Annotated in this window: 22 protein-coding genes and 3 pseudogenes; 7 read left to right on the top strand and 18 right to left on the bottom strand. The window is 64.4% G+C overall.

Annotated elements, in window-relative coordinates; all coding sequences use genetic code 11:
- Genes argH through argJ form a run of 3 tightly spaced genes read right to left on the bottom strand, consistent with a single transcriptional unit; the run spans position 1 to position 3,256 of the window.
- Complete coding sequence (argH, locus tag DMP23_RS20980) at positions 1-1,452, bottom strand: argininosuccinate lyase (protein ID WP_337822236.1); 1,452 nt, start codon at positions 1,450-1,452, stop codon at positions 1-3.
- 16 nt (positions 1,453-1,468) lie between these two features.
- On the bottom strand, positions 1,469-2,053 hold the full coding sequence (locus DMP23_RS20975) for a GNAT family N-acetyltransferase (protein WP_337822235.1): 585 nt from the start codon (positions 2,051-2,053) through the stop codon (positions 1,469-1,471).
- 51 nt (positions 2,054-2,104) lie between these two features.
- A complete protein-coding gene (argJ, locus tag DMP23_RS20970; RefSeq protein WP_337822234.1) occupies positions 2,105-3,256 on the bottom strand; it encodes a bifunctional glutamate N-acetyltransferase/amino-acid acetyltransferase ArgJ in 1,152 nt (383 codons plus the stop codon).
- Between the two features lie 194 nt (positions 3,257-3,450).
- Here argJ and DMP23_RS20965 point away from each other — a divergent pair, with 194 nt between their 5' ends.
- A complete protein-coding gene (locus tag DMP23_RS20965; protein WP_337822233.1) occupies positions 3,451-3,684 on the top strand; it encodes a hypothetical protein in 234 nt (77 codons plus the stop codon).
- Positions 3,685-3,737: 53 nt separating this feature from the next.
- Here the strand turns inward: DMP23_RS20965 and DMP23_RS48075 are convergent.
- The 4 genes and pseudogenes from DMP23_RS48075 to DMP23_RS20945 all read right to left on the bottom strand — a co-directional run.
- Positions 3,738-4,733: pseudogene (locus DMP23_RS48075) on the bottom strand (AMP-binding protein); the annotation flags it as partial.
- Positions 4,730-5,500, bottom strand: a complete 771-nt coding sequence (locus DMP23_RS20955; protein ID WP_337822231.1) for a TauD/TfdA family dioxygenase — start codon at positions 5,498-5,500, stop codon at positions 4,730-4,732. The pseudogene DMP23_RS48075 and the gene DMP23_RS20955, both read right to left, overlap by 4 nt.
- The gene (locus tag DMP23_RS20950; protein WP_337822230.1) at positions 5,497-6,660 is read right to left on the bottom strand and encodes an asparagine synthase C-terminal domain-containing protein; all 1,164 of its coding nucleotides are present in this window, start codon (positions 6,658-6,660) and stop codon (positions 5,497-5,499) included. Before DMP23_RS20950 ends, DMP23_RS20955 begins: the two co-directional genes overlap by 4 nt.
- Positions 6,657-7,454, bottom strand: coding sequence for an enoyl-CoA hydratase/isomerase family protein (locus DMP23_RS20945; protein ID WP_337822229.1), 798 nt, complete (start codon positions 7,452-7,454; stop codon positions 6,657-6,659). The genes DMP23_RS20950 and DMP23_RS20945 overlap by 4 nt, the downstream gene beginning before the upstream one ends.
- A 394-nt stretch (positions 7,455-7,848) precedes the next feature.
- On the opposite strand from DMP23_RS20945, the gene DMP23_RS20940 reads away from it, so the two are divergent.
- Positions 7,849-8,751 (top strand): ArgP/LysG family DNA-binding transcriptional regulator, encoded by a 903-nt coding sequence (locus DMP23_RS20940; protein WP_337822228.1) that lies wholly within the window; start codon positions 7,849-7,851, stop codon positions 8,749-8,751.
- Between the two features lie 363 nt (positions 8,752-9,114).
- Here the strand turns inward: DMP23_RS20940 and DMP23_RS20935 are convergent, their stop codons facing one another.
- A complete protein-coding gene (locus DMP23_RS20935; RefSeq protein WP_337822227.1) occupies positions 9,115-9,750 on the bottom strand; it encodes a hypothetical protein in 636 nt (211 codons plus the stop codon).
- A 161-nt stretch (positions 9,751-9,911) separates the two neighbouring features.
- A complete protein-coding gene (locus DMP23_RS20930; RefSeq protein ID WP_337822226.1) occupies positions 9,912-10,181 on the bottom strand; it encodes a hypothetical protein in 270 nt (89 codons plus the stop codon).
- Positions 10,182-10,739: 558 nt separating this feature from the next.
- On the opposite strand from DMP23_RS20930, the pseudogene DMP23_RS20925 reads away from it, so the two are divergent.
- The 4 genes and pseudogenes from DMP23_RS20925 to DMP23_RS20910 all read left to right on the top strand — a co-directional run bounded on the left by DMP23_RS20925 (position 10,740) and on the right by DMP23_RS20910 (position 14,239).
- A pseudogene (locus DMP23_RS20925) lies at positions 10,740-11,917 on the top strand (IS110 family transposase).
- 213 nt (positions 11,918-12,130) lie between these two features.
- On the top strand, positions 12,131-12,706 hold the full coding sequence (locus DMP23_RS20920; RefSeq protein ID WP_337822225.1) for a hypothetical protein: 576 nt from the start codon (positions 12,131-12,133) through the stop codon (positions 12,704-12,706).
- A gap of 289 nt (positions 12,707-12,995) precedes the next feature.
- On the top strand, positions 12,996-13,928 hold the full coding sequence (locus tag DMP23_RS20915) for a hypothetical protein (RefSeq protein WP_337822224.1): 933 nt from the start codon (positions 12,996-12,998) through the stop codon (positions 13,926-13,928).
- The gene (locus tag DMP23_RS20910; protein ID WP_337822223.1) at positions 13,925-14,239 is read left to right on the top strand and encodes a hypothetical protein; all 315 of its coding nucleotides are present in this window, start codon (positions 13,925-13,927) and stop codon (positions 14,237-14,239) included. The genes DMP23_RS20915 and DMP23_RS20910 overlap by 4 nt, the downstream gene beginning before the upstream one ends.
- A 394-nt stretch (positions 14,240-14,633) precedes the next feature.
- Here DMP23_RS20910 and DMP23_RS20905 read toward each other — a convergent pair.
- A pseudogene (locus tag DMP23_RS20905) lies at positions 14,634-14,992 on the bottom strand (Tn3 family transposase); the annotation flags it as partial.
- A complete protein-coding gene (shbA, locus tag DMP23_RS20900) occupies positions 14,983-15,606 on the bottom strand; it encodes an RNA polymerase sigma factor ShbA (protein WP_337824429.1) in 624 nt (207 codons plus the stop codon). The gene shbA and the pseudogene DMP23_RS20905, both read right to left, overlap by 10 nt.
- A 371-nt stretch (positions 15,607-15,977) precedes the next feature.
- Here shbA and DMP23_RS20895 point away from each other — a divergent pair, with 371 nt between their 5' ends.
- Positions 15,978-16,445 carry a GNAT family N-acetyltransferase gene (locus DMP23_RS20895; RefSeq protein ID WP_337822222.1) on the top strand — a complete coding sequence of 156 codons (468 nt, stop codon included), beginning with the start codon at positions 15,978-15,980 and terminating at the stop codon, positions 16,443-16,445.
- Between the two features lie 547 nt (positions 16,446-16,992).
- Here DMP23_RS20895 and DMP23_RS20890 read toward each other — a convergent pair.
- The 7 genes from DMP23_RS20890 to DMP23_RS20860 all read right to left on the bottom strand — a co-directional run bounded on the left by DMP23_RS20890 (position 16,993) and on the right by DMP23_RS20860 (position 25,063).
- A complete protein-coding gene (locus DMP23_RS20890; RefSeq protein WP_337822221.1) occupies positions 16,993-18,090 on the bottom strand; it encodes a P1 family peptidase in 1,098 nt (365 codons plus the stop codon).
- A gap of 702 nt (positions 18,091-18,792) precedes the next feature.
- Positions 18,793-19,278, bottom strand: a complete 486-nt coding sequence (locus DMP23_RS20885; RefSeq protein ID WP_337822220.1) for a nuclear transport factor 2 family protein — start codon at positions 19,276-19,278, stop codon at positions 18,793-18,795.
- Positions 19,279-19,316: 38 nt separating this feature from the next.
- Positions 19,317-20,231: a LysR family transcriptional regulator gene (locus DMP23_RS20880; RefSeq protein ID WP_337822219.1), complete on the bottom strand. Its 915-nt coding sequence runs from the start codon at positions 20,229-20,231 to the stop codon at positions 19,317-19,319.
- A gap of 65 nt (positions 20,232-20,296) precedes the next feature.
- Positions 20,297-21,184 carry a GlxA family transcriptional regulator gene (locus tag DMP23_RS20875; RefSeq protein ID WP_337822218.1) on the bottom strand — a complete coding sequence of 296 codons (888 nt, stop codon included), beginning with the start codon at positions 21,182-21,184 and terminating at the stop codon, positions 20,297-20,299.
- Between the two features lie 1,128 nt (positions 21,185-22,312).
- A complete protein-coding gene (locus DMP23_RS20870; protein ID WP_337822217.1) occupies positions 22,313-22,768 on the bottom strand; it encodes a winged helix-turn-helix transcriptional regulator in 456 nt (151 codons plus the stop codon).
- Positions 22,769-22,823: 55 nt separating this feature from the next.
- Entirely contained in the window at positions 22,824-24,146 is a 1,323-nt protein-coding gene (locus DMP23_RS20865; RefSeq protein ID WP_337822216.1) for an amidohydrolase family protein, read from the bottom strand.
- Between the two features lie 35 nt (positions 24,147-24,181).
- Positions 24,182-25,063 (bottom strand): isocitrate lyase/PEP mutase family protein, encoded by an 882-nt coding sequence (locus tag DMP23_RS20860; RefSeq protein WP_337822215.1) that lies wholly within the window; start codon positions 25,061-25,063, stop codon positions 24,182-24,184.
- Between the last annotated feature and the right edge of the window lie 630 nt (positions 25,064-25,693).

Below are 25,693 nucleotides of genomic sequence, written 5' to 3'. Positions count from 1 at the left end.
TCACAGTTCCTTTCCACCCGGTCCGATGTCGTTGTGATGCGCGAACTGTTCGTTCAGCGTCCGCACCGCTTTCGCGGCTTCGAACACGCGCGTCGGTGCTGTGCCGCCGGCCGACGTGCGCCGGGCAACAGCGTTTTCCACCGTCAGCGTCGCGGCGGGCAGGCCGGCGAACCGCTCGTCAGCCGAGGCGAGTTCGGCTGGAGTCGTGCCGTTGAGTTCTTCGCCTTGTGCTTCCAGGTGCTTTACGATCGCGCCGACCACGTGGTGTGCTTCGCGAAACGGCAGGTTCTTGGTCTGCACGAGCCAGTCGGCGAGGTCAGTGGCCACGGTGCCGCCCAGCGCCGCGTCCTGCCGGGTCTTCTCCGGACGGAATTCCATGCCCTCGACCATCGCGGCGGTGGTGCGCAGGCAAAGCTCCAGCGTGTCCGCCGCGTCGAAGAGGGCCTCCTTGTCCTCCTGCAGGTCCCGGCTGTACGCCAGCGGCAGTCCTTTGAGGACGGTCAGAAGCGTGACGAGACTGCCTACGACGCGCCCCGACTTCGCGCGGACGAGTTCCGCGGCGTCGGGATTCCGTTTCTGCGGCATGATCGACGAACCCGCGGACAGGTTCTCGGCGATCGAGGCGAATCCGAACTGCGGGGTCGCCCACAACACGATTTCTTCGGCCAGCCGTGACAGATGGATCGCCAGCGTGGCGCCTGCGGCGAGGTAATCGAGGAGGTAATCGCGATCGGAGACGGCGTCGAGCGAGTTGCGGAAGACGGTGTCGAACCCGAGAGCGGTCGCGACGGCCGACGGGTTGATCGGGTAGGTCGTGCCGGCGAGGGCGGCGGCGCCGAGCGGTGATTCGTTGAGCCGGCGCCGCGCACTGCGCAGCCGGTCTCGGTCGCGCAGGAACATTTCGCAGTAGGCGAGCAAATGGTGTCCGATCGTGACGGGTTGCGCGCACTGCAGATGAGTGAATCCGGGCATGACGTCAGCATGGTGTTGTTCCGCCCGCGCAGCGAAGATGTCGATCGTCTCCCGCAACAGCACGTCAAGCCGGTCGATCGCGTCCCGGACCCACATTTTGTTGTCGAGGGCCACCTGGTCGTTGCGCGAGCGTCCCGTATGGAGTTTCCCCGCCACCGGACCGATCAACTCGTGCAACCGGGATTCGATGTTCATGTGGACGTCTTCGAGCCGGGGGTCGAAGACGAATTCCCCGGACGCGATTTCCTCGGAAATCCGGTCGAGCCCGGCCGTGATCGCGGTCGCGTCGTCGGCGCTCAGTACGCCCTGCTCGGCAAGCATCCGGGCGTGCGCGATCGACCCGTCGATGTCTTGTGTGGCCAGTCGGTGATCGAAACGCACCGAATCGTTGATCGCTTCCAGCAGCGTGCTGGCACCCTCGGCGAACCTTCCTCCCCATAAAGGGTTCACTGAACGGGCGCGCACATCTTCTTCTGACACTGGGGTTCTTCCTCCGTTACGAGTCGAGGACGCCGATCTTGAACGTGAACGTGCTGCCGAGCTCAGCGCGTTTGCGGCGCAGCTCGCGTAGCCGGTACGCGTTGGCGAGCCATTGCGCTTTATAGGAAAACCTCATGAAAAAACGGTCTTTCGGATGCTGGGATAGATAGGCGTGTTCGCTGTCGAACACTGTGAATCCGCAGATCCGGGCGAGGTGTGCCATTGTGTCGTCGGAAAAGAGCAGCAGCTTCCGCCGCCCGTCCGAGGAGAGCGTGCGGAGCGCGAAGCGCAGGATCGTTGTGCCGTGCCCTTGCCCGCGGTGGCCCTCCAACACGAAGACGACCGCGATCTCGCTCCATCCGCCGGACAAGCGGTGCACCAGCACGACGGCGATCAGCTCGTCGGCCGAACGGTCCATCAGCGCGAAAACGTCCCGCTTACCCCGCCATTCGGCGCGGCTGTAGCCGGTGATCGCGGCCGATTGTCCGATCTGGTCGAGCACCACGTCCGCTTCGCGCGGCGTCAGCGGCCGACGTTGCACTTCGTATCGCGCGGCATCCAGATGCCCGATGCCACTGCGCGCCTCTCGTTTGGCAGACAACACAACTCCTTGAACTCTTCGGCAGCTGACGGTGGCGATAGCGCTCGGGTTTCATGTCGTGTAATCGGCGTTGATGCGGATGTAGTCTTCGGTGAGGTCGCATCCGTACACGACCCATGCGGCATCTCCCAGCCCGAGGTCGACGCCGATGTGCACCTCGTCGTCCGCGAGGTGGCTTGCGATCTCGGCCAGCGGCGCGTCGGTGCCGCGGCCCGGGTAGGCGATGTGGCCGCCGAAGGAGACGGTCACCCGGTCCGGGTCGATTGGGCGGTCGTCCTGGCATTTGCCGACAGCCATGAGCACCCGTCCCCAGTTCGGGTCCCGGCCGTGCACCATGGTCTTGACCAGCGGTGAGTTGACGACGGCCTTGCCGACCCGGGCGGCTTGGGCGGTGTCCCGCGCACCGGTCACGGCGACCTCGATCAACGTCGTGGCCCCCTCGCCGTCCTTGGCGATCATTTTGACCAGGTCGGTGCACACCGCCGTGAGCGCGGACTCGAACTCGTCAAGGTTCACGGGGCCGGCAGCGCCATTGGCGATGACGGCGGCCGTGTCGCTGGTCGACGTGTCGGTGTCGATCGAGACCGAGTTGTAGGTTTTGGCGACGACTCGTCGGAAGAGCGGGTCCAGGCGGTCCGAGGGCACGGCCGCGTCCGTGAAGACGAACGAGAGCATCGTCGCCATGTCCGGTTCGATCATGCCGACGCCCTTGGCGATGCCGAGGACAGTCGCGCCGCCGACCCGGCGAGCGGCGACTTTGGGACAAGTGTCGGTCGTCATGATCGCCCGCGCGACCGCGTCGCCCTCCAGCGATCTCGGGCGGTCCGCGATCGCGGCGATTCCCTCCCGGATCCGGGGCATCGGGTACGGCCTGCCGATCACCCCGGTGGACGCGATCACGAGTTCCTCCGGTTCCACTCCGGCGATGGCGGCCGCGCGGGCACGCACTTCGTCTGCGTCGGCGAGTCCTGCTTCGCCGGCGGCTACATTGGCGTTTTTCGCCAGCACGACAACGCCTCTGGCCGCGCGCTCGTCGGTGGCTGCCCTGCTGAGGCGCACGCACGGCCCGGCGAACAGGGACTGCGTGTACACCGCGGATGAGGTCGTGGGACGGGCGGAGACGATCAGTGCGAAATCGTCGCGGTCGGTCTCGCTGAGCCCGACATTGCCGGTCCAGCTCGTATAGCCGGTCGGAGATGGCACAGGTAGCTCCTAGAGATTTCGAGCCCAAGCCAGCAAGGCCTGGCGGTCTGGTTTGCCGACCGCCGTCCTGGGCCAGTCGGTGACCAAGACGACGGTGCAGTCGCAGCCGAACGGCGCGATGGCTTGGTCGACAGCGGGTGCGGACGTCGGCAAGCTCTCCCGCCGCGGCCTTGAGCCGACACAGCACTGTGACGGTGCCGGACGAGCTCGCCGCAGGTGCGAACACCACTGTTTCCGCGACCGTTGCGACACGGGCGAGCGCGTCGGTGAACGCGCTCGCGGAGTGGACCCGGCCGCCCTCGACCCAGACGTCTCCGGCCCGCCCGAGCACCTTGACCCTGCCGGTCCGGTCGTGGAACACCGCATCCCCGCTGGCGTACCAGCCGTCGGAGAACGCCTGCCGGGTCCGCACCGGATCGGCCCAGTAGCCGGCAGCCGAGTGCGCACGGCGGAAACAGGGCTCGCCGACCCCGTGCTCGGCGAGATCGATTCCGGGAATGGGCCGCAATCGCATCTCGACCCCGGTCATCGGCGGCAGGAACGGAGAGGATCGCCGAGCCGGTCGCAAATCCGCGCACATGATCCCGGCCTCGGTGGCACCGTACAGGCGCCGCAGCACGATTCCGCACCGCTCGTATACCTCGTCGGCGGTTGCGCCGGTGAGCAGCGCGCCACCGGCGAGTGCGACGCCGAGATGCCGGCCTAGAGCGGCGGCACCGTCGCTGGCGCGTGCGATAGGCTCGTAATGCGATGGCAAGGCGCTCATGTAGGTGGCTTGCGAAGCGCTGATCGCGTGCCGGATCGCAGCCGGGTCGAACTGGCCGGGATGGTGCACCATCAGTGCCCCGGCGCAGAGGGCGGCGAGCAGGTGGACGTCGACGCCGTGTGCGAAATCCAGTGGATGCATGTTGAACACGATGTCGCTGGGGCCGAGGTCGACTTCGGTTACCCATGCGAGCCGGTCCGCGAGGAGATCGGTTTCCGTCCAGTAGACCCATTTGGGTTCCCCGCTCGAACCCGAGGTCTCCAGGATGCGCCCGCCGCGGTCCGGCGGACAGCCGGTGGAGTTCCGCTCGTTCTTTCCCGCCGCATCGGTCAGCTGACCGTCGGGAGAATGAACCGACGCCGGCGAAAAAGCGCGCTCGCGCGGCGACGCGGCGGTGACCGCGTGCCATGGCCTGCCGATCCGGTGGAGGCGTGCCCACGTGTCGCTGGGCTTGCGCGCCGAAACGTGGATGCCGCCAGCGTCCATCGTGGCGAGCAGCAGCGCGGCGTGGGTGAACGCGTCGTCGGTGTGATCGACGCACACGACTTCGCCTTCGCGGACATGGTCGCGCAGCTGGGCGGGCCACTTCAGGCCTGCGCGGGTTAGCTCCGCGTAGGTCCAGGTCCGGTTTGCCTGGGTGATGGCGGGTCGCTCGCCGGCCTGCTCGGTGAGGAGCAGATCGAGGAAACCGCTCGCGGTGACGGCGGTCATCCGTTGACCTGGCCTCGGAAGAGATGGCGTCGGCCGCCGGCTCTGATGCTGGTCCGGCCGTGCAAGACAAGCTCATTGTCGAGCACCAGAAGATCCCCAGCAGCCCACTCGTGAGTGTAGAACGAAGCTGTCGCGCGCATCCGAGCCTCGAGTTCGCGCAGAGCCTCGCGGCTGCGTTCTGCACTCACCCCCGGCAGCCGAACCTGCCATCCTGCCGGGTCTCCGCCGAATGGCATGGCGAGGTTGAGACGGGGCCCCAGCGAGCCGGGGAGCGTCGCGGGAACACTGATCCAGCGGTTGGCCACGTCGGGGAAATGCGAGGCGTCGGTAACGAAGTATTCCCACTCCCCGGCCAGGACGCGCTGCTGCCCGGGCGTGGCCGTCTGGAGGAAGTCGCGCTGTATGCACACTTCGGTGCACCCCGAACCCTCCGGTTGTTCGAAGGCATGGCAGTACAGGACGATGAACTTCGGGGAGGAGCCGACCAAAGCGCCGTCGGTGTGCAGCGGCAGTTGGCTGCGGCCGGTGATCACCTTCTCGGGGTCCGGGCTCGCATCGAGGTCGAGCAGACCCGCCTCTCCAGTGCCGAAGCGGTGGTCCGATAGATCCCCGATCGCCTTGACAAGCTCGGAAAACGCCGCCTTGTCCAAGTCGGGGCCGCGTACGATCGCGTAGCCGTGCTCAGCAGCGCGCCGGGACGATTCCCGACCCAGCGCAGCGGCTGCCGAACCGGTCTGCCCGGCCGGATGCCCGGTGCTCGGGTTCATGCCTGTCCTCTCTCCGGGCCGGCCGCGTCCGCGACCAGCTGTGCCCACAGGCGCGCGCAGTGGTCGGCCGGTGAAGTCCGCAGATATGCCTCCATCCCGCCGACGAGCCCTGACCCTTCGTGGATCGCGACTTTGGCTCCGAATGCGATGCGGGACGGCAACTGCTCGGCCGCCAGCCGGCGCAGGTAGTACTTGTCGAACTGGACGCTGGTCTTGAAGCGGTCCGGTACCGCGAGCTGCGCCGGAATCGTCCGGGGCGTCCAGTACGGATGTACCATTCTCGGCCCGGCTGCAGGTTCGCCCGTGGCCATGAGACCACTGCTGCTCACCGCGCGAACCCGGTCCGCGAGCCGGGACGAAACCGCGCGCATCCCGGTCTCGCGCCGCGAGTTCAGCAAGTCGCTGCCGAGTCCGGTGACGAGATCGGCTCCCTCCGCCTCCGCGAGGTAAGCGGCGCAGGTCGCGAGCACATGGACCGCGACCAGTTCCGGATCCGCCGACTGGAGCCACCGCATGCACCGCGGAATTTCTTCGGCGATTTGCTCGGCAGTTACGTCGACGATGTCGAGCGCGACACCGACGTGCTCAGCCGTACGTCGCGCGCCGTCAAGCTCGTGTCCCCAAGGTGTGCGGACGCTGTAGGCGGATACCTCGGCGTCCGCCTGGCTGAGATATGCGGCGAGCAGCCCGGAGTCGACGCCACCGGAGAGCAGCAGCCGCACCGGCTGGCCGCGGGTCGCGAGGCAGGCGGCCTCGTGCTGCAGAACCTGGTCCACCCATGTCATGGCGTCCTCGACGGTCATCTCCGACGTGGCTGCCGGGTTTTCGGTGGCGGCCTCGTACTCGGTCACTGCCGGACGCGAAGTCCACGATCCGTCTTCCCGGGCCGTGAACCGAGTGCCAGCCGGAAGCCTCGTAGACGAACCATCGGCGAGTTCGCGCGAGGACACGCCGATGCGGCACAACTCGTTGGACAACGTCCACGAGCCGTCACCGCGCACGGCGAGGAACAGGCTCCACGAGCCGTGCGGAGGCGTGATGAAAGTCCGCTCTGGCGGGTCGGCTAGACCAAGCGTCTCGAAAGGGCGCACGGAACCGGTCTCGTGCAGGCCTGAGTCTCCGCCGTGCAGGACGAAGCCGGCGGACTCGTCGGGGATCACGCGTCCCGCCCGGCGACGATGGACCGCATTTTTTCCTGCGCCGCGCTGCTGGCCGCGAAACCGGCGCGGTGGCCTTCGATCGCTGCTATCCGCGCCTCTTCCAGCCGCATGATGAGGCGGTTGTTGACGAATGCTTTGGTGCGGGAGACAGGTACCTGCTGGTATTCGCCGAATTCGCCCGCGAGGCGCACGGACGTGGGCAGCAGCGGGCCGGCCGCGATTTCGTCCACGAGACCGTCGGCCAGGGCTTGCCCGGCGGACCAGGATCCGCACCCGATGATCATGCGATTGGCCACATGCGCGGATACCCGCTCGTAGAGCAGCGGTGCGCCGAGAATGCAGGAGATTCCCAGTTTCAACTCGGGCATCCGCAGGTCGGCTCGGGCGGTTGCGAGTCTCCAGTCCGCGCACAGCGCGAGTTGGAGGCCGATGCCGATGCAGTACTTTTCCACGGCGGCGACGGTGGGTTTGGGGAATGCCAGAACGCTGCGGTACAGGTCGACGCACGCGTTGATCCAGCGAGCGACTTCGCGGCCGCCGGTAAAAGTGCCGACCTCGTTGAAATCTCCGCCGACGCCGAACGACCGACCCTCTCCCGCGCCGAATACCAGCGCCCGAACCCGAGAGTCTTCGGCAGCTTCTCCGACGAGGACGGTCAGCCGTTCCATTTTCTCGGTCGGAAAGGTATTGCGTCCCGATCCACCGAACTCCACGACAGCGACTCCGTCGGCGACGCTGTAAGCGCTGTCGGTGCCGGACACGGTGCGCGTGGAACCCGCACGCGTAGCGGTCATGACGATTCCCCTCCCCTTAAGACGGCTCGTGGCGTAGGCGGATCGCTAGTGTCGAAACAAGGCTCTCGCTCGGCAGGACGGGCCCAGCCGGAAATCACGGGAGAGTTTCGGTGCGTGCCCGAGAAAGAACGCGCACGCCGACGTGCGCGCAGCTTTGGACTCGATGCTGGAACTGAGGCCTGATCCCTCGGGATCAGACTCAACCGCTATGTGCAGTTCGGCACTGAGGTGCGGATCCGCAGCCAGGCCAACGGCCGCCTCGGGGAAAACGCGTTTCACTGCCTGCCCTTCACCGTGCGGTCGTTCGCCACCCTATGGAGGGACGGAGCGGACATGCAATCGAAAGAATTTACAGCTCGTTTAAAATATCTACATGCGATGGACGACGGGACAGTTGGAGGCGCTGGAAGCAGTCGATCGGCTCGGCAGCTTCACCGCCGCTGCGGCCGAGTTGCATCTGACGCCTGGTGCGTTGAGTCAGCGCATTCAGTCGCTGGAGGCCGAGCTCGGCGGTCCCGCGGTCGTGCGCAAGCAGCCGGCGTCGTTGACGAAAACCGGTGCAATAGTGCTGGGCGTCGCTCGGCGGGTCCTCCTCGCGGAGGAGGAAGCGGAGACGCAATTGAGGGCGCTGCACGGAGGCCCTCCGAACAGGGTGTCAATCGGCATCGCCATCAACGCCGACTCGCTCAGCACCTGGTTTCGCCCGGTGATCCAGCGCATCGCGAACGAAGGACGCTGGTTGATCGACCTGCATATCCAGGATCAAGACTGGTCGGTTGTCCTGCTGCGGGAGGCTCGGGTGGCCGCCGCGGTCACCACCGACCCGACACCGCCGCAAGGCTGCCGCGCCGAACCGCTCGGGGTCATCCGGTACATTCCGGTCGCCAGCCGGACCCTTTTGAAGCGCGCACCCATCACCGTGCCGGCGGACCTTGTCGCCGTGCCCACGCTCAGATTCGATCACCGGGACGCGCTGATCGCCGCTCTGCTCGGCCAGTTCGGAATACGAGAGGAACCGCCGACGCACTATGTTCCTTCGAATCACGAGTACCTCGATGCCGTGTACGACGGGCTCGGCTGGAGCGTGCTTCCCGAGGCGCAGATCGCCGAGCAGCCGTATCAGTCGGAACTCGTGCGGATCATGCGGCCGCATGTGGTCGAGGTGCCGTTGTACTGGCACCGGTGGTCGACGCCGTCCGAAACGCTCGACGACCTCACCGACATGGTCCGGCACGCTGCCCGGCAGCTGAGCCAAAGCCCTCGCAACACCGAAACCGGAGACGCAGGGGACAGGTAAGCTCGGCCGATCAGCAGTGAAATTTCGCAGCTGTGCGGAGACAACGCACTGCCTGGGACGGTCATCGACGCAGGGCGTGACCCGGACCTGCGAATTGCCTCCATGTGCCGCCTGCGGCAGCACCGCCGCCGGATGGCCCTGCGGCACCCGACCTCGAACTCGCGCCCACGGCGTCCGCGGGAGCGACCTGCCGTCAGCTGACACATGTGGCCGCAGCCGTCGGCTCCGCGCGAGCCTCGGGTGCGCCGCCTGCAGAAATCGATGGATACCCCGAGTCCGCGCGACGACCATCACGGATGGCGGTGACGCTTCGGCGTGGTGCCCTGGCCGATGTAGAAGGTCCAAGGCGAAACGTCGGCCGGGCTATGCGCTGGGGCGCTGGTCCGTTCGAGAACCGTTGGCTAGCGCTGTGATGAGCACCTGCTGACTGACATTTCTCATCTCCCCGAGCCGGCTAATGTCGAAATTCGGAACGGTCTGAAACAAGGAGAAAGGCAGTCGACCGAAGGTTTGCTCCCATCTGAACAGGCTCCCCTCATGCCCAGTCGACGAGCGGATCTTGTATGCGACCGTGGCGAAATGCCTGATCTCAGTGTTACTCAGCACAGTTTTGAGGGCCTTGCGGAAGCGTTTCTGCGCCACACCTTTCGGATGGGGGCAGTTAGGTTGGCAGTCGTACGGCGCGTCGTCAACGAAGCGTTTGCCGAAGCTCTCGATCGCCGCTACGTAGGTCAGGTATGCGAGCGATGGATGCCGGCGATGCAGTCGCATCGCTTCGTAGCGGGCGTGTACGGCTGCGGCGAGCCCCGGGTCCGCCTTGAGGAAGCGCCAGGCTTCCGGCATCCAGTCGGGCAGGTCGAACCGAGCCGTATCCGGTGGGATCTGGCCTTGCCACGTCGGCGCCTCGACAGAACCGGGAAGTCCGATCGGTTGTCGTTGCGGTTGGTGCCGGACGAGTTGTGGGCGCTGGCGGAGCCGTTGATCCCGCGCCGAAAGCACCGTCGCCAGCAGCCGGGCCCGGGCTCGCGCTGATCACCTGTCGACCCGCTTCCGCCAGCGAGTCGACCAACGCTTTGACGTCCGCTTTCCCTAGCGCCGAACCGGCCCGGCGACTGTACCTCGCCCGCGTGCCCCGTCTGGCACGAAGGGTAGTTATACGGTTACGTTAAGCAGTTCATCGGATCGCTACGCCATTCGGGACCTCGACGGGTTGCACTGCCGCGCACGCCGAGCACATCGCCAGCTATGTCGCCGCCCGCCTGGAACATTCGTTGCCTTGGACCAAAATGCGGCAGGTCGACCGGCTGCTCGACCTGGTCCGCAGGCACGGCGCCGACGCGGTCGACGAAGCCTGCGGGCGCGCCCTGGAGACAGAGGCGATCAACGTCGGACTGATCGACCGCATGCTCACTCGCGGCCTCGACGGCCAACCCGCCACGCGCCCGCGGTTCCGCTCGGCAAGGCCAGCCGTTTTGTCCGTGACAGCAAGGACTTCGCCGCTCATGAGGCCCTCATGAGCGGCGGCCAATCCTTCGGGTAGGGCGCCTTGTTGCTGGGATGTCCGAACGCCGGTGGCGAGTGCGTCTCGAACCATGGTCTACCGGACGGGCTGCGTCCCGAGGGGGCGCACCCGCGGGTGCCACCGGCACCGGAGTCTAGGTGGATTGCGCGACCGCGAGCGGCCGCCCGACTCCGTCGCGGCGCAAGGCGCGGCTGGACAGATCGATCCAGAACGGGCAGACAGCACGCTCCGATCATCGCTGTCCTGCCTTCCTTGTCGGGGTTGAACCGGCCAGTCGTAAGGTCCGGGAGGCCCAGGGGAACCGGGTGTGGCTTTCATCGCTGTGCCGACCGCGGCTCGAGGCGCTTGGCCGCCCGGTTCCTCGCGACGACCCGGCCGCAGATTGGGATGTGCGAGCAGATCGCTGTGTAGGGCAACGCCGGCGAGGTCGTCCGTGGCACGTGGACGCGACGAGCTGGAGGTATCTATGGCCCGGGTCTGGGCTGGTGTCGACATCGGCAAGACCGCTCATCACTGCGTGGTCATCGACGGGAACGGCAAGCGTCTGCTGTCTCGGCGGGTGCCCAACGACGAGCCCGAGCTGCTGAGCCTGATCGCCGATGTGACCGCGCTGTCGGACGAGACGGTCTGGGCGGCAGATCTCGTCGATGGCGGGGCCGGTTTGCTGATCGCTCACGAACAGCTGGTGCTCCACATTCCCGGCCGCATGCTCAACCGTGCCGCCAGCGGTTACCGCGGCGAAGGCAAGACCGACGCCCGCGACGCGGCGATCATCGCCGACCAGGCACGGATGCGTCATGACCTGCATCCCCTGCGTCCCGGCGACGAGATCACCGGGGACCTGAAATTGCTCACCGCCCGGCGAGCGGATCTGATCGCCGACCGCACCCGCACTGTCAACAGGCTCCGCAGCCTGCTCGCCGGGATCTTTCCAGCCCTGGAACGAGCCTTGGACGACCTGACCCGCACCGGACAGCTGACCCTGCTGACCGGCTACCAGACTCCCGCGGCGCCGTATCGGCACTTCGCGGCTCGAAACCTGGTTGCGCGCAAGGAATGTCCGAGCCGCGGACAAGCTTGCCGCGGTGGCGGTCGCCGCCGCGCACCACCAGCAGATCGCCCTGTCTGGCGAGAACCTGACCGCCGCGATGGTCGCCGACCTGGCGAAGGAGATGATCGCCCTCAACGACCGTATGAGGGAAACGGAAAAGCTCATCGAGGGTCGATTTCGTCAGCACGAATTCGCCGCAGTGATCACCAGCTTGCCCGGAATCGGCACCATCCTGGGTGCCGAGTTCCTCGCCGCCACCGGCGGCGACATGGATTTCTTCGGTACACCGGACCGTCTGGCAGGCTTCGCCGGCCTTGCCCCCGCCCACTGGGACTCCGGATGGATCCGAGGCAATCTGCATCGCCCCAAGCGATACCATTCGCGGGCTCAACCGCGTGTTCTACTACTCCGCGATGATCAGCATCCGGAACTCCCCGGAATCGCACACTTACTACCAGCGGAAGCGAGCCGAGGGAAAGAGGCACACCCAAGCCGTGCTCGCACTCGCACGACGCCGCGTCAACGTCCTGTGGGCACTGTTGCGAGACAACCGGCTCTACGAGCCCTCGCCCCCACTGCCCGCCGCAGCTTGACATCCTCATCGGTCCATCACCACGGAGGCGTCTGGGAGTTGACAACGTCATTGGGAAGCCCTACCTGCACCCGAGTGCTTCTCGGCTGCGCGCTGCGGTGGATCGGGTACCCACGCCCCGCGTGCTGGTCGAGGGGGTCACCCGATGACGACACCCCTGCCTCTGGTGCGAGGCCACGAGGCGAGCACGGACGTCACTGCCCGGTTGTGGGAAGTGATCGAATCCGCGTTCCTTGAGGTGATCGTCTGGGACCATGACCGAAGGATCGTGACGTTCCCGGAGGCTCATCCCGCGCTCGGGTGGAACGCCTGCGCTGTAGCTGGATGCACCAAGATCACCACGTCGAGCAGCAAGATCTGCCCCACCTGCACCCGCCGCTGGAAAGCGACCGGTGGCCAGCCGCTGGAGAGTTTCATCGCGGTCTCCAAGCGTGAGTGGCGCGCGATCGGCATCGGGGACTGCGTCGTGCCGGGGTGTCTGCGGCCCTGGACGACCTCGGCCGCCCAGCTTTGCCTCACTCATGAAGCCCACCGGAAGCGGGCCGGCCAGACCCTGCCGATGTTCTTGCGGACGCCAGGTCTGACCGGGTTCCCCGCGTTCGGGCCGTGTGTGGTCGCCGCGTGCACCCGCACCCGCATGGGCCACAAACCTTCCTACTGCCAAAGTCACCTCCACCGCTGGAACGCCACCCGCCGGGCCGAGCCCGTCACGGACGAACTCCTCTGGCACCGCACCACCTCTGCGGTCGCCGAGAACAACCTCGTTAGCCTGCGCGGGCTGCCTGACTGAGTCGTGGCCGAAGTGCTCTACGGCTTGCAGCAGCGCACTCACCACGATGTCCTGACCAGGCACCACGAACTGCGGCCCTTCGTCGACCGCGTGCGGCAAGCACAAGTCGGCACGTTGGAGGAGTTGGACCCGACGTCGTTGTCGTCGATCGACCGCCGGTTGCGCGCCACGATGGCGAACTACGCTTACCTGGCTTGCGCCACGCCGGAAACCGAGCGACACAAGGACATCTGGAACGCAGCCGTATTCGGCCACTCCGGGGCACTGCGGTTCACGGAACGATCGCCGGTTGCCGATCACCGAGGCCACCGCCGCCCTCATCGTCGGACAGCAAGAACGAGTGCGCGCCCAGTTTCCCGAGACCCCAGCCCCTGAGCTGGTGCTGCTGCCGAAACCGATCACGAACCCACACGGCCGCAAGCCGCTCGGGGCGATGGGGATCAGCGACAGGCACCGAGACTGGGTGAACGCGCTGCCACCCGTGCTCATCCCGCTCACCGTCGAGGAAAACGGCGTCCGGGTGACCAAGACACTTCCCTTCGACAAAGCCAAGATCTTCCCCTATGCCTACCGGCACACCTACGCGCAACGACACGCCGACGCCGGAGTCGATGTCACCGTGCTCAAGGAGCTGATGGACCATCGGCTGACCAGCACGACTCAGCGCTACTACCGTGTGGGCGAGGAACGCCGCGAGGCCGTTGAGCGAGTCACCACGATGCAGTTCGACCGGCACGGCAACCGCATCTGGCGGCAGGCCAAGGCAATGCTCGACTCCGAGCACGCGCGCCGCGCGGTCGGCGAGGTGGCCGTTCCCTACGGCGGCTGCTCCGAACCGTCCAACGTCGCCGCCGGTGGCCAGGACTGCCCGATCCGGTTCCGCTGTGTCGGTTGTGGCCACTTCAGCGCCGACATCTCCTACCTGCCCGACCTGGAGCGCTACCTCACTGATCTGCTGCGCCACCGAGAACGACTGACTGCCACATTGGACGCCGACGAATGGGCCAAGACCGAGACCATGCCCTCCGACGCTGAAATCACCCGCATCCGCCGACTCATCGAACGCATGAAGGGCGACCTCGACGAGCTCATCGAGGACGAGCGCGGTCAGATCGAAGAGGCCGTCACGGTCGTCCGCCGAGGCCGAGCCAAGATCACCAGTCTCGGCATCTCTCGCGTTCGCCAACCTCTTCCCGACCTTCGACCGGAGCGTTCCGCATGACCAGCAACAACCCGATGGTCGAAGGCCGCCGGGCCGACTCCGCGCGTCGGCGTCAGCGCGTCATCAAGGCCATCAACACGGCCAGCGCCAGCGGCGGAGAGATCAGCGTGTCGGCGATCGCTCGCGCGGCCGAGGTCGACCGCACGTTTCTCTATCGCCACACCGACCTGCTCGGCCAAGTCCACGCCGTACAGGCCAACCCCGCAGCGGCCGACCACGGCGGCCCCGCTGTGAGCCGCGCCTCGCTACAAGCCGATCTCGCCAACGCCCACGGCCAGATCACGCGCCAAGCCGCACGCATCCGGCAGTGAGGCAGGAGGTGACGCACGTGCCGGAGACGCCGCCGAGTGCGCTGATCAAGAACAAAGTAACCTACCCGAGACGGCGCAGCACTCGCGCCAACGCCGACTGCGCTGCGGTGAGCGCAACCTTGATCTCTTCTAAGTTGCTGCCATGGACACAAGCCTAAGACCTTCAGACCTCATGAGCAATAGAGGCCTTGTGACCTCTCGGCGACGGCCGGAACAACCACGCGCCTGCGCTTGACAGATTCGGAGGCTGTCGGTTCCCACTCGGTCGGCTGACCGTCCGCTGACCGCCTTGCATAACACCTGTTGCGATTACTATACTCCATCAACATAGCCATTGGGCTGCTGGAACTCCGTCACAGAGTTCGCCTCAGGCTGGCAATCCCCAGAGAACGACCGCGTTGCCCAGGATCTCGTCGAGGACGTAGTGCGCCTCCCGTTTGGTGGCGACGATGATCTTCATGCCGTAGGTGGTGTGCTGATCCGTCACGTGCGCGTACGTCGAGAGCCCTCGTTCGCGAAGTAGCGGCTCAAAGCTCTTGCCGTGACGGACTTCCCGCGCGTGGGGAAGCGCTGACCGTCCGATGAGGACAGTGTGCCTGTGCCGAAAACGGCGGTGAGCGGCAGGCGCTGGTGGTAGTCGACGATCGCCAGGTTCGCCGCGCGCAGCGTTTCCTTCCGCGCGTACCACTCCGAGGTCCAGGCCAGCACGTCGTAGGAGATCCCGCACGCGTCGGCCATCCTGGTCAGGCCGAACTTGCCGGGCGAGTTGAGCCGCGTGAGGTCCACGTCTCCCGTGAGCCGGAGCCGATGGGCTGGCAATCCGCCGACGTGCGTGCGGCGAGGGTCCGTCGCAAGTGCTTCAGCGCGCGCTGCTGGGCGACTCGTACTGCGTCGACGCTGAGTCCGATTGCGGTGGCCGTCTCCCGTATCGATAGATCGTGCATGACCCGTAAGGCCATTATTTTGCGTTGGCTATCCGGGAGTTTCCAGAGCAATTGCTCGACCTGCTCGGCCAGTTCACCGCGCAGAACGTGCTGTTGGGGCCCGATGTCGGCCGAGGGGAGTCCGGCCAGTTCGTCGACCGGTTCTGCTCGCTCGCGTCGCGTGGATCGCCTGGCGTCGACCACCTTGTTCCGTGCGATTCCGTAGACGAAAGACATGAACGGTGGGCCTTCGTCCTGGTAGGTGGGCAGTGCGCCGATCACCGCGATGCACACTTCCTGAACGACGTCGTCAACCGACCCGAGTGCCCGCTCGGTATCGCCGAGCCTCGTTCGGCAGTACGAGGCCACCCGCGGACGGATTGCCCTGATGAGATCGGAAACCGCCCTGAAGTCTCCGTTGGCCGCCGCGACCACGCAAGCCATCTCGCGCGCCCCGTCGAAAACTTGGCCAGAAGAAGGTCCAGGACCTTCGTAGGAAGTGAACTCTGACTTCAATTGCATAGCTCCCCCACGCTCACCCTCGCGTGCATCCACCGGTCTTGTCTGCCGAGGGCCGGGACCGCTGCAACTACCACTTACGATCACCGGATGGCCGAAGGCGGACACGCAGCGCAACATTTATATACGCAAAATACGCATTACAGCTAGAACACCTGTGCCAGTTTCATCCTAAAGGGCGATAAATTGTTAACATTCGGAGTTTAAAATATTTCGTTCGGGTGCACGTCTCGCGAACCTCACCTCCGCCAGTGCCCGGCTGGTGGAGGTGTGCACCGTGGTAAGGGGGCCGGGGAATGGCACAGCCCGCCGTGACTGCCGACACCTGTCCGGTGACCGTCCGCGATCCGGAGGTCCTAGCGCTGGTCGACGCACTCGACGATGACCTGGCCGCATCCGCGTACGCCGAGGGCGAGAGCTTCGGGTACTCGGCGCACGAGTTGGAGGCCGGGTCTGTGCACCTGGTCGGCGGTCGCGTTGGGGGACCGGCGGGTCGGCATCGAGCTTCAGGACGGGGCGGATTCGCCGAGCTCAAGCGGTTCTACGTGGTGCCCGGTCTCCGCGGCCGCGGACTCGCCGACGCGATCCTCGACGCACTCGAACGGCACGCCCGCGACCACGGGGCGGTCGTGCTCAGGCTGGAGACGGGGTACCGGCAGGAAACAGCGATCTCCTTCTACCGCCGGCGCGGCTTCCAGGTGGTCCCTCGGTTCGGACCCTACGCCAACAGCGAGGCGTCGGTCTGCATGCAGCGCAAGCTTTAGACTTCCCGATAGCTTTTGCGCAGCGGGCAACGTGTTAGGTCCTGACCTGCGATGCTGCCGTGCGGTTAGGTCTCAGCCCGTGTGCGGCACTGGTTCGACCGGGCCGTGCTGGACGAGCCAACTCTATCAACTGCTGGTGCCCGGCCTCGTTGGTGGCGACCGTGATACCTAGCTGGCGTCGGCCGGACTGGTCTACGAGCGCGATCGCCAGCGTGTCCTTGTGCCCTCTTAGCCGGAGGATTCGAAGACCCCCAGGTATCGCCGGGCACCAGCGGAACACGAACTCGCGAACGGCCCGAGACGACCCAAGCCGTTCGCGAGTCATTAGGTACACCCCTCAGCGATAACAACAGCCTCTGCATGGAGAGGGGACAGCCGGTGGGTGTGCCCCGCGGCTATCGTGGTCACGGTCGGTGTTGCACGAACAGGCTGCCGCGAAATCCTCGATTTACAAAGCCAACCAGTTTACCCCTAGCGATTTTCGGAGGATCGATGGCTGCATTCTCGAAAACACGCTGTCAATCGAGTAGATATATTCGCATCGGGCCTATGGAAGGCAGGCTGCTGGCAGCGCGTCGCAGTAGCTTTGTATGGCGTGAGTGCTTTTTGCGCTCAGCATGGCATGTGCGACGGTGCGCCCAGCGAGTTCTCTGGCTACGCCGAGTAATTCCTGGAATTGTTCGTCCGATACTTCTACGCGGTCGGTAGCCATCGTGAATACGGAGTCTCCGTCCTCCGCTGCATTGAACGGGGTGATGATACCGGCGTAGCCGTCGTTGAGTGCTTTCGCCAATTCGCGCGCCTGGTGTTTTGTCAATTTTGCGTCTGTTGCGATGACCGAGATCGTCGTATTTGGATGCGCGGAGGATGACTTTGTCGAACCCGCCTCAGATATGCGGGTAGCTGCGGATTTAAGTTTTTCGCATTCCTGTGGGTCCGGTTTCCGATATCCGGAGAACTCGTTGTCGATGTTGATCGATGTTCCTCGCAGGGAGCAGTCGGTGGGGTCAACGGGCGTTCCCAGAGGATTCACGACCGCGATCGCTCCGACGGTGACACTACCGCCGATAACAGCGCTTGAAGTTCCAACACCTCCCTTGAATCGGATATCGCCGTTGGTTTGCGTGCCGATTCCTGCTCCAACGTTGCCTTGTTCGATCTTCCCACCGGATGCGCGAGCGATCGCTTCACGCCCAAAGGTTCCGTCTGGGCGGGCAGAGAAAACACCGCCTCTGTCGAGATCGAAGACCACGGCCCCGGCCACGAGAGGGTCTACATGAGAAGGGGTCGGTCCGACTGAAACGCCTTGCTTGTTCTCTTCCAGCCATCTGATGACCCCGCCGAAGGCATCCAGTCCGAAGTAGCTACCTCCGCTGAGCATCACAGCGTCGAGTTTCTGTTCATTTTTTCCTGGTTGCAGAACGTCCGTGTTGACGGTTCCGGGCCAGCCGCCGCCCACGTAGGCACTGCCGGTAGCGCCCCCGGGCGCCCACACGACAGTCGTCCCGGTGAGATAACCAGAATCAGCCTTCTGGTAGTGTCCAACCCTGATTCCGGGAACATCCGTGATCGCGTTGTTGGGCCCGTGCGCCTTCGTCAAAACAACTTTCTTGTCACGCGCAAGACCTTCCTCTTCCGCTGGCATGCATCCTGACAGCACAAGAGCGGAGAGGCTCCCGGCAAGAATATACGGGACCCTCCGAGGAATTCGACGAAATGGCATGATTCTCTTTCTCTTTTATTACGTCAAGAGTAGTGTGAACGGAGAGGGATTTGTGTAATGATCGTGCGGCGAGCGATTCTTGCCGAAAGGTAGTCAGCGCAGAACGGCCATGGTCAGAAACAGAGACACAACCCGCACGGTAGTCACGTTACAAGACTCCTCCTTTGTCGAAAGAACCGGCCCCCCTCCACACAAATGCCAGCATAAGGAACCGCAACAGGGCACGTCTTGACCGCAAGCGCACAAGGCTTGTGCAGCAATGAACTCCGCAAAGCAGAATCCGGGAGCACGCAAACCACGCTCCCGGATTCAAACTTCTGAACACGGAACTGCCGGGGGCGACGGCGACGAAGCCACATGGCGGAGAGGCTCTTACCGGGTCGGGGGAAGCCTTTCGAGACTCACTAGGCAACGGTTCGGTACGAGACGGTCGGTGTCGGAGGTCCGCAGGGTTACCGCGTCCGGGCGATACGCCGGATCGAGACTACCCGGATTGATTATTCCGCCCGGGTGGCCGAACAGTGATGCGGGCGAGCATGCACTGCGAACGCCTGCGCCTCTGACCGAACGAGAGCAACATTGCCGATTCTTCGGATGATATCCAGAAATCATTTCGTAAGGAGTTCAGGGAACCATCGGTCGCCCGCTGACGGTTTCTCCGGGAATCTCTTGAATGACATCCCAGTGCTCGACAATCTTTCCATTCTTGACACGAAAGATATCGACGACCGCTGCGCGTGAGCGACCCGCCGTCGACTCTGAGTGGACAGCAATCGTGTCTCCGCCGTCAATTATCTGCCCAACCCGCGAACGGGCACCCGTGGCTGTCTGAAGCTTGCTGATCGCGTCGACGAACGCCGCTTTCCCGTCAGCCACGCCTGGATTATGCTGCAGATATGGGTCTCCAATGTACTTGTCAGATGCTCCAGCAACGTTCCCTTCAACAAATGCCTGTCGATAGAACTCGCTGACAATCTGCGCATTAGGACTCAAAGTGGCTGAAGCAGTCGCATTTGAGGGAGCGTCAGATGCGGCAGAGGGGGCGGCGCACGCAGTACTTAGTAGTAGACCTGCGACGGCCGACGCTGAACCGATTTTTGGCAGTTTCATCAAATCTCTCATTGTTAATAGAACTTTAACTTAGAATGTTACGGTCGGCCGGTGCTCGCCGATGCGAACTCATGAAGTTCTCGGATAAACTGTTCGCCCAGAACGCCATCTCGCCAGAAGGCAAAGTGGTCGATCTGGAATGGGCTCCCGAATACGGGGATCTTCTTGGTACCGCTGGGTGCCACGAAGCCGCTGTCGATAAGCGACAGCCCATAATCCTCGCGAACCAACTCCTGCGCCATGAGGAGATCCATTTCGCCGACAACTCGCGGACTCGAACCAGCGCATCCCGAGAGCTTCAGAAATCCTGCTCGCACCGCTGCCGGCGTTGAGGAAGAAAAAACCCACTCTTCCCCGTCTAGGTCGGAGAAGCTAACGCCACCAACTTCTCCCAATCGTTTATTCTCGCTCGCGAGCACTACATACTCACTCCTGCCAATCATCATTTTTTGCGTTTCGCCAAGTTTGATGGGAGATGCGCAATCAACTCCGCTCAATTCTGACAAGACTATAACATCAGCCTGTCCGCGGTACAGCTTTTCTGCCAACTCCTGGATGTTGTCCTCTACAGACAAATGCATCCCCTGTCCTGGCTCAACATTAGAAAGGGCGACCGCAACTGGTGCCACGAATGGCCCAGCAGTGCTCGCCATGCGAATAAATCTTGAAAGGGGGCCAGAATCGCGCGGGGCGGACAATCGAAGACGGTCGGACAAGTCCGCCACCAGTGGTGCCAAATAGTTCGTCGACCGCATCAGAACTCGACCGAAATCCGTCGGCTCCACCCCTCTTGGTGATCGAGTGAAGAGGGGCGCTCCGAGAAAGTTTTCTAACTTGGCGAGCTGGTGTGTCATTGATGGCTGACTGATATTCATTTCCCCGGACGCCTTGCTCAGAGACCCAGAACGAGCGATTGCATCGATCATTTTGAGATGTCGAAGCTCGAGTTCCACTAGTACTCCATGTGGTTTAAGAATAGAAAGCAATCACGCGTGAAAAATTTACTTTGACAGCGGGCTCATGAATGCTCCCTCAGCAACCTTCGCAGCGTCTCTTCACTGCCGATCCCAGTTCTTCGGGCTGTGGAGGCCAGCGTTTCGCCAGTCGCGAGCAAATCGACCGCAATTTCCAATCGGAGAGAAGTAACGTACTTTACCGGACTCAGGCCGACTTCGCTTTTGCAGAGCCTGGACAAGTGGCGAGGGCTGATGCCGACGTGCCGCGCTAGCGCGTCAAGCCGATGATCGGCAGCAGGTTCCAAAACCACCGCTTCGTATAACGCTTGCACTGGATCGTATCGGGGACGGGTGAATTTAGTCGCCAGCGACAACTGCGGATGACCCTCATACCGACGGACAAAGACAACCAGCTCACGCGCAATCTCGTGCGCGAGATACGGATCGACGTCCTCCTCCACCAACGCAAGCGCAACGTCTAGCCCGGAACTCGCACCAGCAGAAGTAAGGAATGGACCGTCGCGCACAAAGGCGGGGCTCTCGTCAATTGCCAGGTCGGGGTAACGCTCCCGAAGCAGTTCGACGAATCGCCAATGTGCGGTCACTTGCCGACCGGCCAGCAACCGGGCCTCCGCGAGCGCAAACACGGCCGCGCAGATGGGCACAATCCGTTTCGCGGTTGTCGCTAGCTTGCGGATAGCACTGATAAAATCAGGGGGAAGCGTTTCGGCGGCCAGGCACTCCCCGCCTGGGATTATCAGCGTGTCTACTGTATCGATGGCATCAACTGTGCAGTCGACCTCGAACTGAACGCCGGCAGAGGTGGTCACCGCGCTCCCGCTCAACGAGCAAAGCTCGACTTCGTAGCGTGCGCCGAGATCATTGGCACTGGACAACACTTCACACGGTGCCGCGACGTCCAGAACTCGGACTCCGTCGAAGACTAGCATTGCAACCCGATGGGGAGCCATCGCCCGTGGCCTCATATCGTTGATCGTAATACAGCAAGCGCCCCTGTTGACAATATGACAACGGACATATGGCTGAATCCGAGGGCTTCTTGGCCAAAATAGACAAGTCGGCATGTACTACCACTCGCCTCCGTCCGCATCGAACGCCTGCCATAACGTAAACCTCAGAGTTTATTATGGCGGAGTGCCTGATCTCCGCGGCGGAAGTCCGGCGAGCGGGAATCTGGTCGACAAACGTCTCAGAGTGCGCCAGAGGCGCTCTGAGACCAGGTCCAGCCGAAGAACGATGCTCATCACGCAGCGTATCTGTCGCCGCAGCCCGGCCTTGGTCCATCGGGCGAAGGCGCGACGAGCCGCGGGGCATTCACGCCGAACGACTGCGGCAAGTCCCGGTCGGCGCAGCCGCTGGTCAACACGAACACGATCGCCGCCGATATCCGCATACGTGATCCCTGCGGAAACTTCCACAATCCTGATTCCGCTGCCGAGGAAGCGGAATCAACGGCTCCGCCGACGCCCGCAACTCGTCGGGCACCAACCGTCGCGACAGCGAGTCGCACTCGGCCGCGAGGCCCGGCGGAATGCGTACGGCGCGCAGGACCTCGACGCGGCTCCCGAATCAGGTCCGAATCGGATGTCTGCAGGCGCTAGCCGACCAGGCCGACCGACGCGCCGAGCAGGTTCCGGTTCTCGGCCAGCACCGGCTATGACACGTACGGGGAACGAACTCCCGCCGGCTAGCTCGCCATTTCTGCTCCTCTCCTCGCGGAGCATCTCCGAGAATCCCCAATGAACCAGGCGGGCGGCCGAAGGGAAACCGCAGTCGGCGTTTGCGCCCTGCCCGGGCAGGCAGAGCGGCCGCCTGGGCATAGTGCGGCTGACGGGGAACGTCATCGGGTCTTGCCGCAGACGGCGACCCGACCGCTTTTCCTGTTGAGGCGATAGAGGCAGCCCGATCGGATCCGGCCCCCTGCGTTGCGCAGGGGGCCGGATCCGTGGTGGCGCATGGACCTGGCCGCTCCGGCCGGTGGGGGAGCGGGTTCTGTGAGCAGCCCTTCGTCAATGGAGGACGGTCGTCGGGAACCTGGTGGTCCGGGCCGGGTACTCTCAACTGTCCCTGGTTCGCCGGGCTATCAATTGTTCGGGTGGTATGCGGGATCCGTCAGAAGCCACGAACGCCAGTTGCGCGCGTGTGTCCGTTTTGCGGTCGAAGAAGTTCGGTGATGTTCCGTCCTCTCGTGGGCGACGTGCGCGGCCCCACTCCGCTAGCGCTGCGATCACGACGCTGAGGCTTCGTCCGGCCTCGGTGAGCAGGTACTCTTCACGGGTCCGGGTGCCCGCCTTCTGGTAGGTGCGCCGCTCGAAAACGCCTTCGTCGACAAGGAACGCCAGCCGCTTGGCCAGGATGTTGCCTGCTACGCCCAGCCTGTCGCGGAAATCTTGAAAACGTGTGGTGTCCGTGACCATGGCCTCCCTGATGATCAGCAACGTCCAGCTGTCCCCTAGGACCTCCACGCTGCGCGCGATGGAACACTTCGAGTCCTTGCCCAGTGCAGCGGCCATGTTTCCAGTCTAACCCGGCTGAGTTGCACAACGGGACCTGAGGAGCGGACGGCGGTCAGCAAGGCGAGTCGAGCAACTGGGCGGCGAGGCGCGCTCGGTCGATGACACGGCCTCGGATGACCACGTCGGAGATCCGGCGTGTGTTCCTGATGTCGCGCAGCGGGTCTGCGTCGAGCACCAACAGGTCGGCGCGCTTGCCGATCTCGATGGTTCCCCGATCCGCCAGTCCGAGCAGCCGGGACGAACGCCGGGTGGCGAATTCGATCGCGTCGAGTTCGGGCAGGCCGGCCTCGACAAGCGCTTCGAGTTCGCGGTGCTCGGCGATGCCGGGCAATTGGGCAAGAAGGCCTGTGTCGGGGGAGAACACCAGCCGGACCCCTGCCTGGTGGAGGATGGTGAAGTTCGCCTGAAGGCGGCGGTAGGTCTCGCTGGTGTCGAACAGCGGCTCGGGTGCCTGCGCTTCCATCCGGGCGCGTAGGTCCTCGATCGCAGAGCCCGGCAAAGTCTCGCGCAGCAGCGGCTCGTCGAGCCAGCCGGTGCGGGCAGGGCTCTGGACGCACATCGATGTGAACACCGCGACGTCCTGCTCGACGAGCCGGTCGACGAGTTTCTGGTCCGGCTCTGGGCTTCGCGGCATGTGTGCGAGGATGTCTGCGCTGGCGTCCAATGCGGTGTTGGCGTCGTCTGCGGTGTAGATGTGCGCCGCAGCTTTCAGCCCGTGCTCGTGCGCTTCGTCGACGATTGCCTGCGCGGCTTGCGGCGACAACTTGGCCGCTGCGCCGCCGCGGTCGTCGATCCAGAACTTGACGACGTCGACCCGCTGTGCGGCGAGGCGGCGCACGAATACTCGCGCGTCGTCCGGGTCGGTTACCTGATGCACGGCGTCGGTCGCGAAAAAAGGCGCGCCCGTCGTCAGTCCGGGGGCGGGTGCGGCGACGAGGCCGGTGCCTGCGGTGAACAGCGTTGCCAGGTCTTGGTCGGCAAGCTCTCCTCGGCGCTGGTCGTCGCGCACATTGATCTCGATGCCGTCGCGGTCGGTGCCGAGGGACTGGAATGTGCTGACACCGTGATAGACGAAACGGTGCAGGTGGTCGATGACGTTCTCGCGGGAGTAGAAGCGCGCGTCGCAGGCCGCTCCGCGCATGTATCCGATGTGGCCGTGTGGATTCACCAACGCCGGGATGACCGTCTTGCCGCGCAGCGAGACTCGATTCTCGGCAGCGTCTTGAGCGGACGATGACGGGGAGACACCGGTGATGATCCCGTCCGTGACGGTGATCACAGCGTCGTCCAACACGGTGGTGCCGTCGCCGACGATCACCCTGGCTTCGGTGAATGTGGTGTTGCCGGTGGGGTCGGAGTGCTGATGGATGCTCATGGGCGAAAGCTGCCTCTCGTTGCTGTGCGCTTCGGTCATTCGTAACGGGTGGCGCGTTGTTCGTAGTCGCGGTAGCCCATTAGGGATTCGAAGGCCTTCTGGCCGAGCAGGAGGTCGCCGAGGTCGGCGACCTCCGCTCCGCGCTTGAATGAGTCGAGCGCAGCGGTGAGGCTCTTGGCGGCAGCGCCGATGAGGCTGTACCACAGCAGGAGAACGTCGGCGCCGGCGTCGGCGTACTCGGCGAGAGTACTGCCAGGACGCTCGCCGCCCGGCGCGTCGTAGAGGTCTGCGGCCACGACTACCGGCACCTCGATGCGCGTACGAACCGCTTTCAGTTTGGAGGCTGGCACCGCTGGTGCGAAGACGATGTCGGCACCAGCCGAGACATAGCTTTCCAGCCGGCTGATTGCCTCGTCATCGTTGCCGTACACCCAGGCGGCGTCGGAGCGGGCGATGATCGCGAAGTTCGGGTCGGTGCGCGCGTCCACCGCGGCGCGAATCCGGGAAGCCATCTGCTCGACGGGAAGCAGTCCCGCCGGGCGAGACGTGTGTTTGCCGCCGAGATTGTCCTCGATGTGGATGCCGACTACCCCGGCCGACTCAAAGGTCTCCACGGTGCGCCAGATGTTCGCAGTTTCGTAGAAGCCGTTCTCGCCGTCGACCAGTACCGGGAGATTGGTCGCGTCCACGATCCGCCGAGCCGCGTCGGCCATCTCTGTCAGCGTGAGAAGCCCAACATCCGGCAGGCCGTACGTGCTGGCGGCCGCCGCGAAGCTGCCGAGGTACACCGCCGGGAACCCGGCCTGTTCGACCAGTCGTGCGCTGAAGGCGTCGTAGGCACCAGGAAGCACCAGCGGTTCAGGTGCGCGCAGAAGTTCGGCGAACTTGGCGCGCAGTTGCGAAGCGTTCGATGACATGGGCAATCTCCTGGACGAGGCACCGGGCTGTGACTGCAACCTGAGTTGCAAATCAGAACCTAGCTATCCGGGTCTTGTTTGGCAACCCGGCGAGCGAGGGCGGGTCCGCCCGGTGCCATGCGGGCGCGGATCTCTGGGGGCGTCTGGTCAGTGCTAACCCGGTGACAACGGGGATCGCGTGCTCTGGTCGCTAGGCCGCGATACCGTTGTTTGACGCTGCTCGCGGTCGCGGAGCCGGTTCAGCCGACTTGAAGGTGCATGGACCCGATGCCTTCGAGTCCGCGAAGAGCGACGGCGATTGAAGCTGGCTCTGCGGACGGGTGCGGCGAACTGGCGGTGGTCGGCGGACGCTTCTGATGCCCGGCCCGCGGTGCCCATGTAGCTGCTGTCGCCGGTGTGCATCCAGCCGTTGCGGAGGGCTGCAGCGGTCCCGTCCGGCTTGTTCCAGCGGCCGAGCACGACATGCGCTCCGCAGGAGACGATTTCGTCGAGCGCGGGCCGCCGATCGCATCAGGCTTCCGGCGTTCGCCTGGGCCCGGGAAGCTTGCGACCGTGGACAGTTCGGTCGTGCCGTAGGCCTGGGTGAATCCATTGCGGGGGTGGGTTTTCATCCCGTTCCAACAGCGTGTC

The organism is Amycolatopsis sp. A1MSW2902, from assembly GCF_017312175.1.
GTDB lineage: Bacteria > Actinomycetota > Actinomycetes > Mycobacteriales > Pseudonocardiaceae > Amycolatopsis > Amycolatopsis nivea.
This window is presented reverse-complemented; position numbering and strand designations above follow the sequence as displayed.

Bases quoted from the DNA above. Each gene is read 5' to 3' on its own strand.
- DMP23_RS20955 (WP_337822231.1), bottom strand. From the start codon at position 5,500: ATGAACCCGAGCACCGGGCATCCGGCCGGGCAGACCGGTTCGGCAGCC.
- DMP23_RS20945 (WP_337822229.1), bottom strand. From the start codon at position 7,454: ATGACCGCTACGCGTGCGGGTTCCACGCGCACCGTGTCCGGCACCGAC.
- DMP23_RS20910 (WP_337822223.1), top strand. From the start codon at position 13,925: ATGACCAGCAACAACCCGATGGTCGAAGGCCGCCGGGCCGACTCCGCG.
- shbA (WP_337824429.1), bottom strand. From the start codon at position 15,606: ATGGCTTGCGTGGTCGCGGCGGCCAACGGAGACTTCAGGGCGGTTTCC.
- DMP23_RS20895 (WP_337822222.1), top strand. From the start codon at position 15,978: ATGGCACAGCCCGCCGTGACTGCCGACACCTGTCCGGTGACCGTCCGC.
- DMP23_RS20890 (WP_337822221.1), bottom strand. From the start codon at position 18,090: ATGCCAGCGGAAGAGGAAGGTCTTGCGCGTGACAAGAAAGTTGTTTTG.
- DMP23_RS20885 (WP_337822220.1), bottom strand. From the start codon at position 19,278: ATGAAACTGCCAAAAATCGGTTCAGCGTCGGCCGTCGCAGGTCTACTA.
- DMP23_RS20875 (WP_337822218.1), bottom strand. From the start codon at position 21,184: ATGCTAGTCTTCGACGGAGTCCGAGTTCTGGACGTCGCGGCACCGTGT.
- DMP23_RS20870 (WP_337822217.1), bottom strand. From the start codon at position 22,768: ATGGCCGCTGCACTGGGCAAGGACTCGAAGTGTTCCATCGCGCGCAGC.
- DMP23_RS20865 (WP_337822216.1), bottom strand. From the start codon at position 24,146: ATGAGCATCCATCAGCACTCCGACCCCACCGGCAACACCACATTCACC.
- DMP23_RS20860 (WP_337822215.1), bottom strand. From the start codon at position 25,063: ATGTCATCGAACGCTTCGCAACTGCGCGCCAAGTTCGCCGAACTTCTG.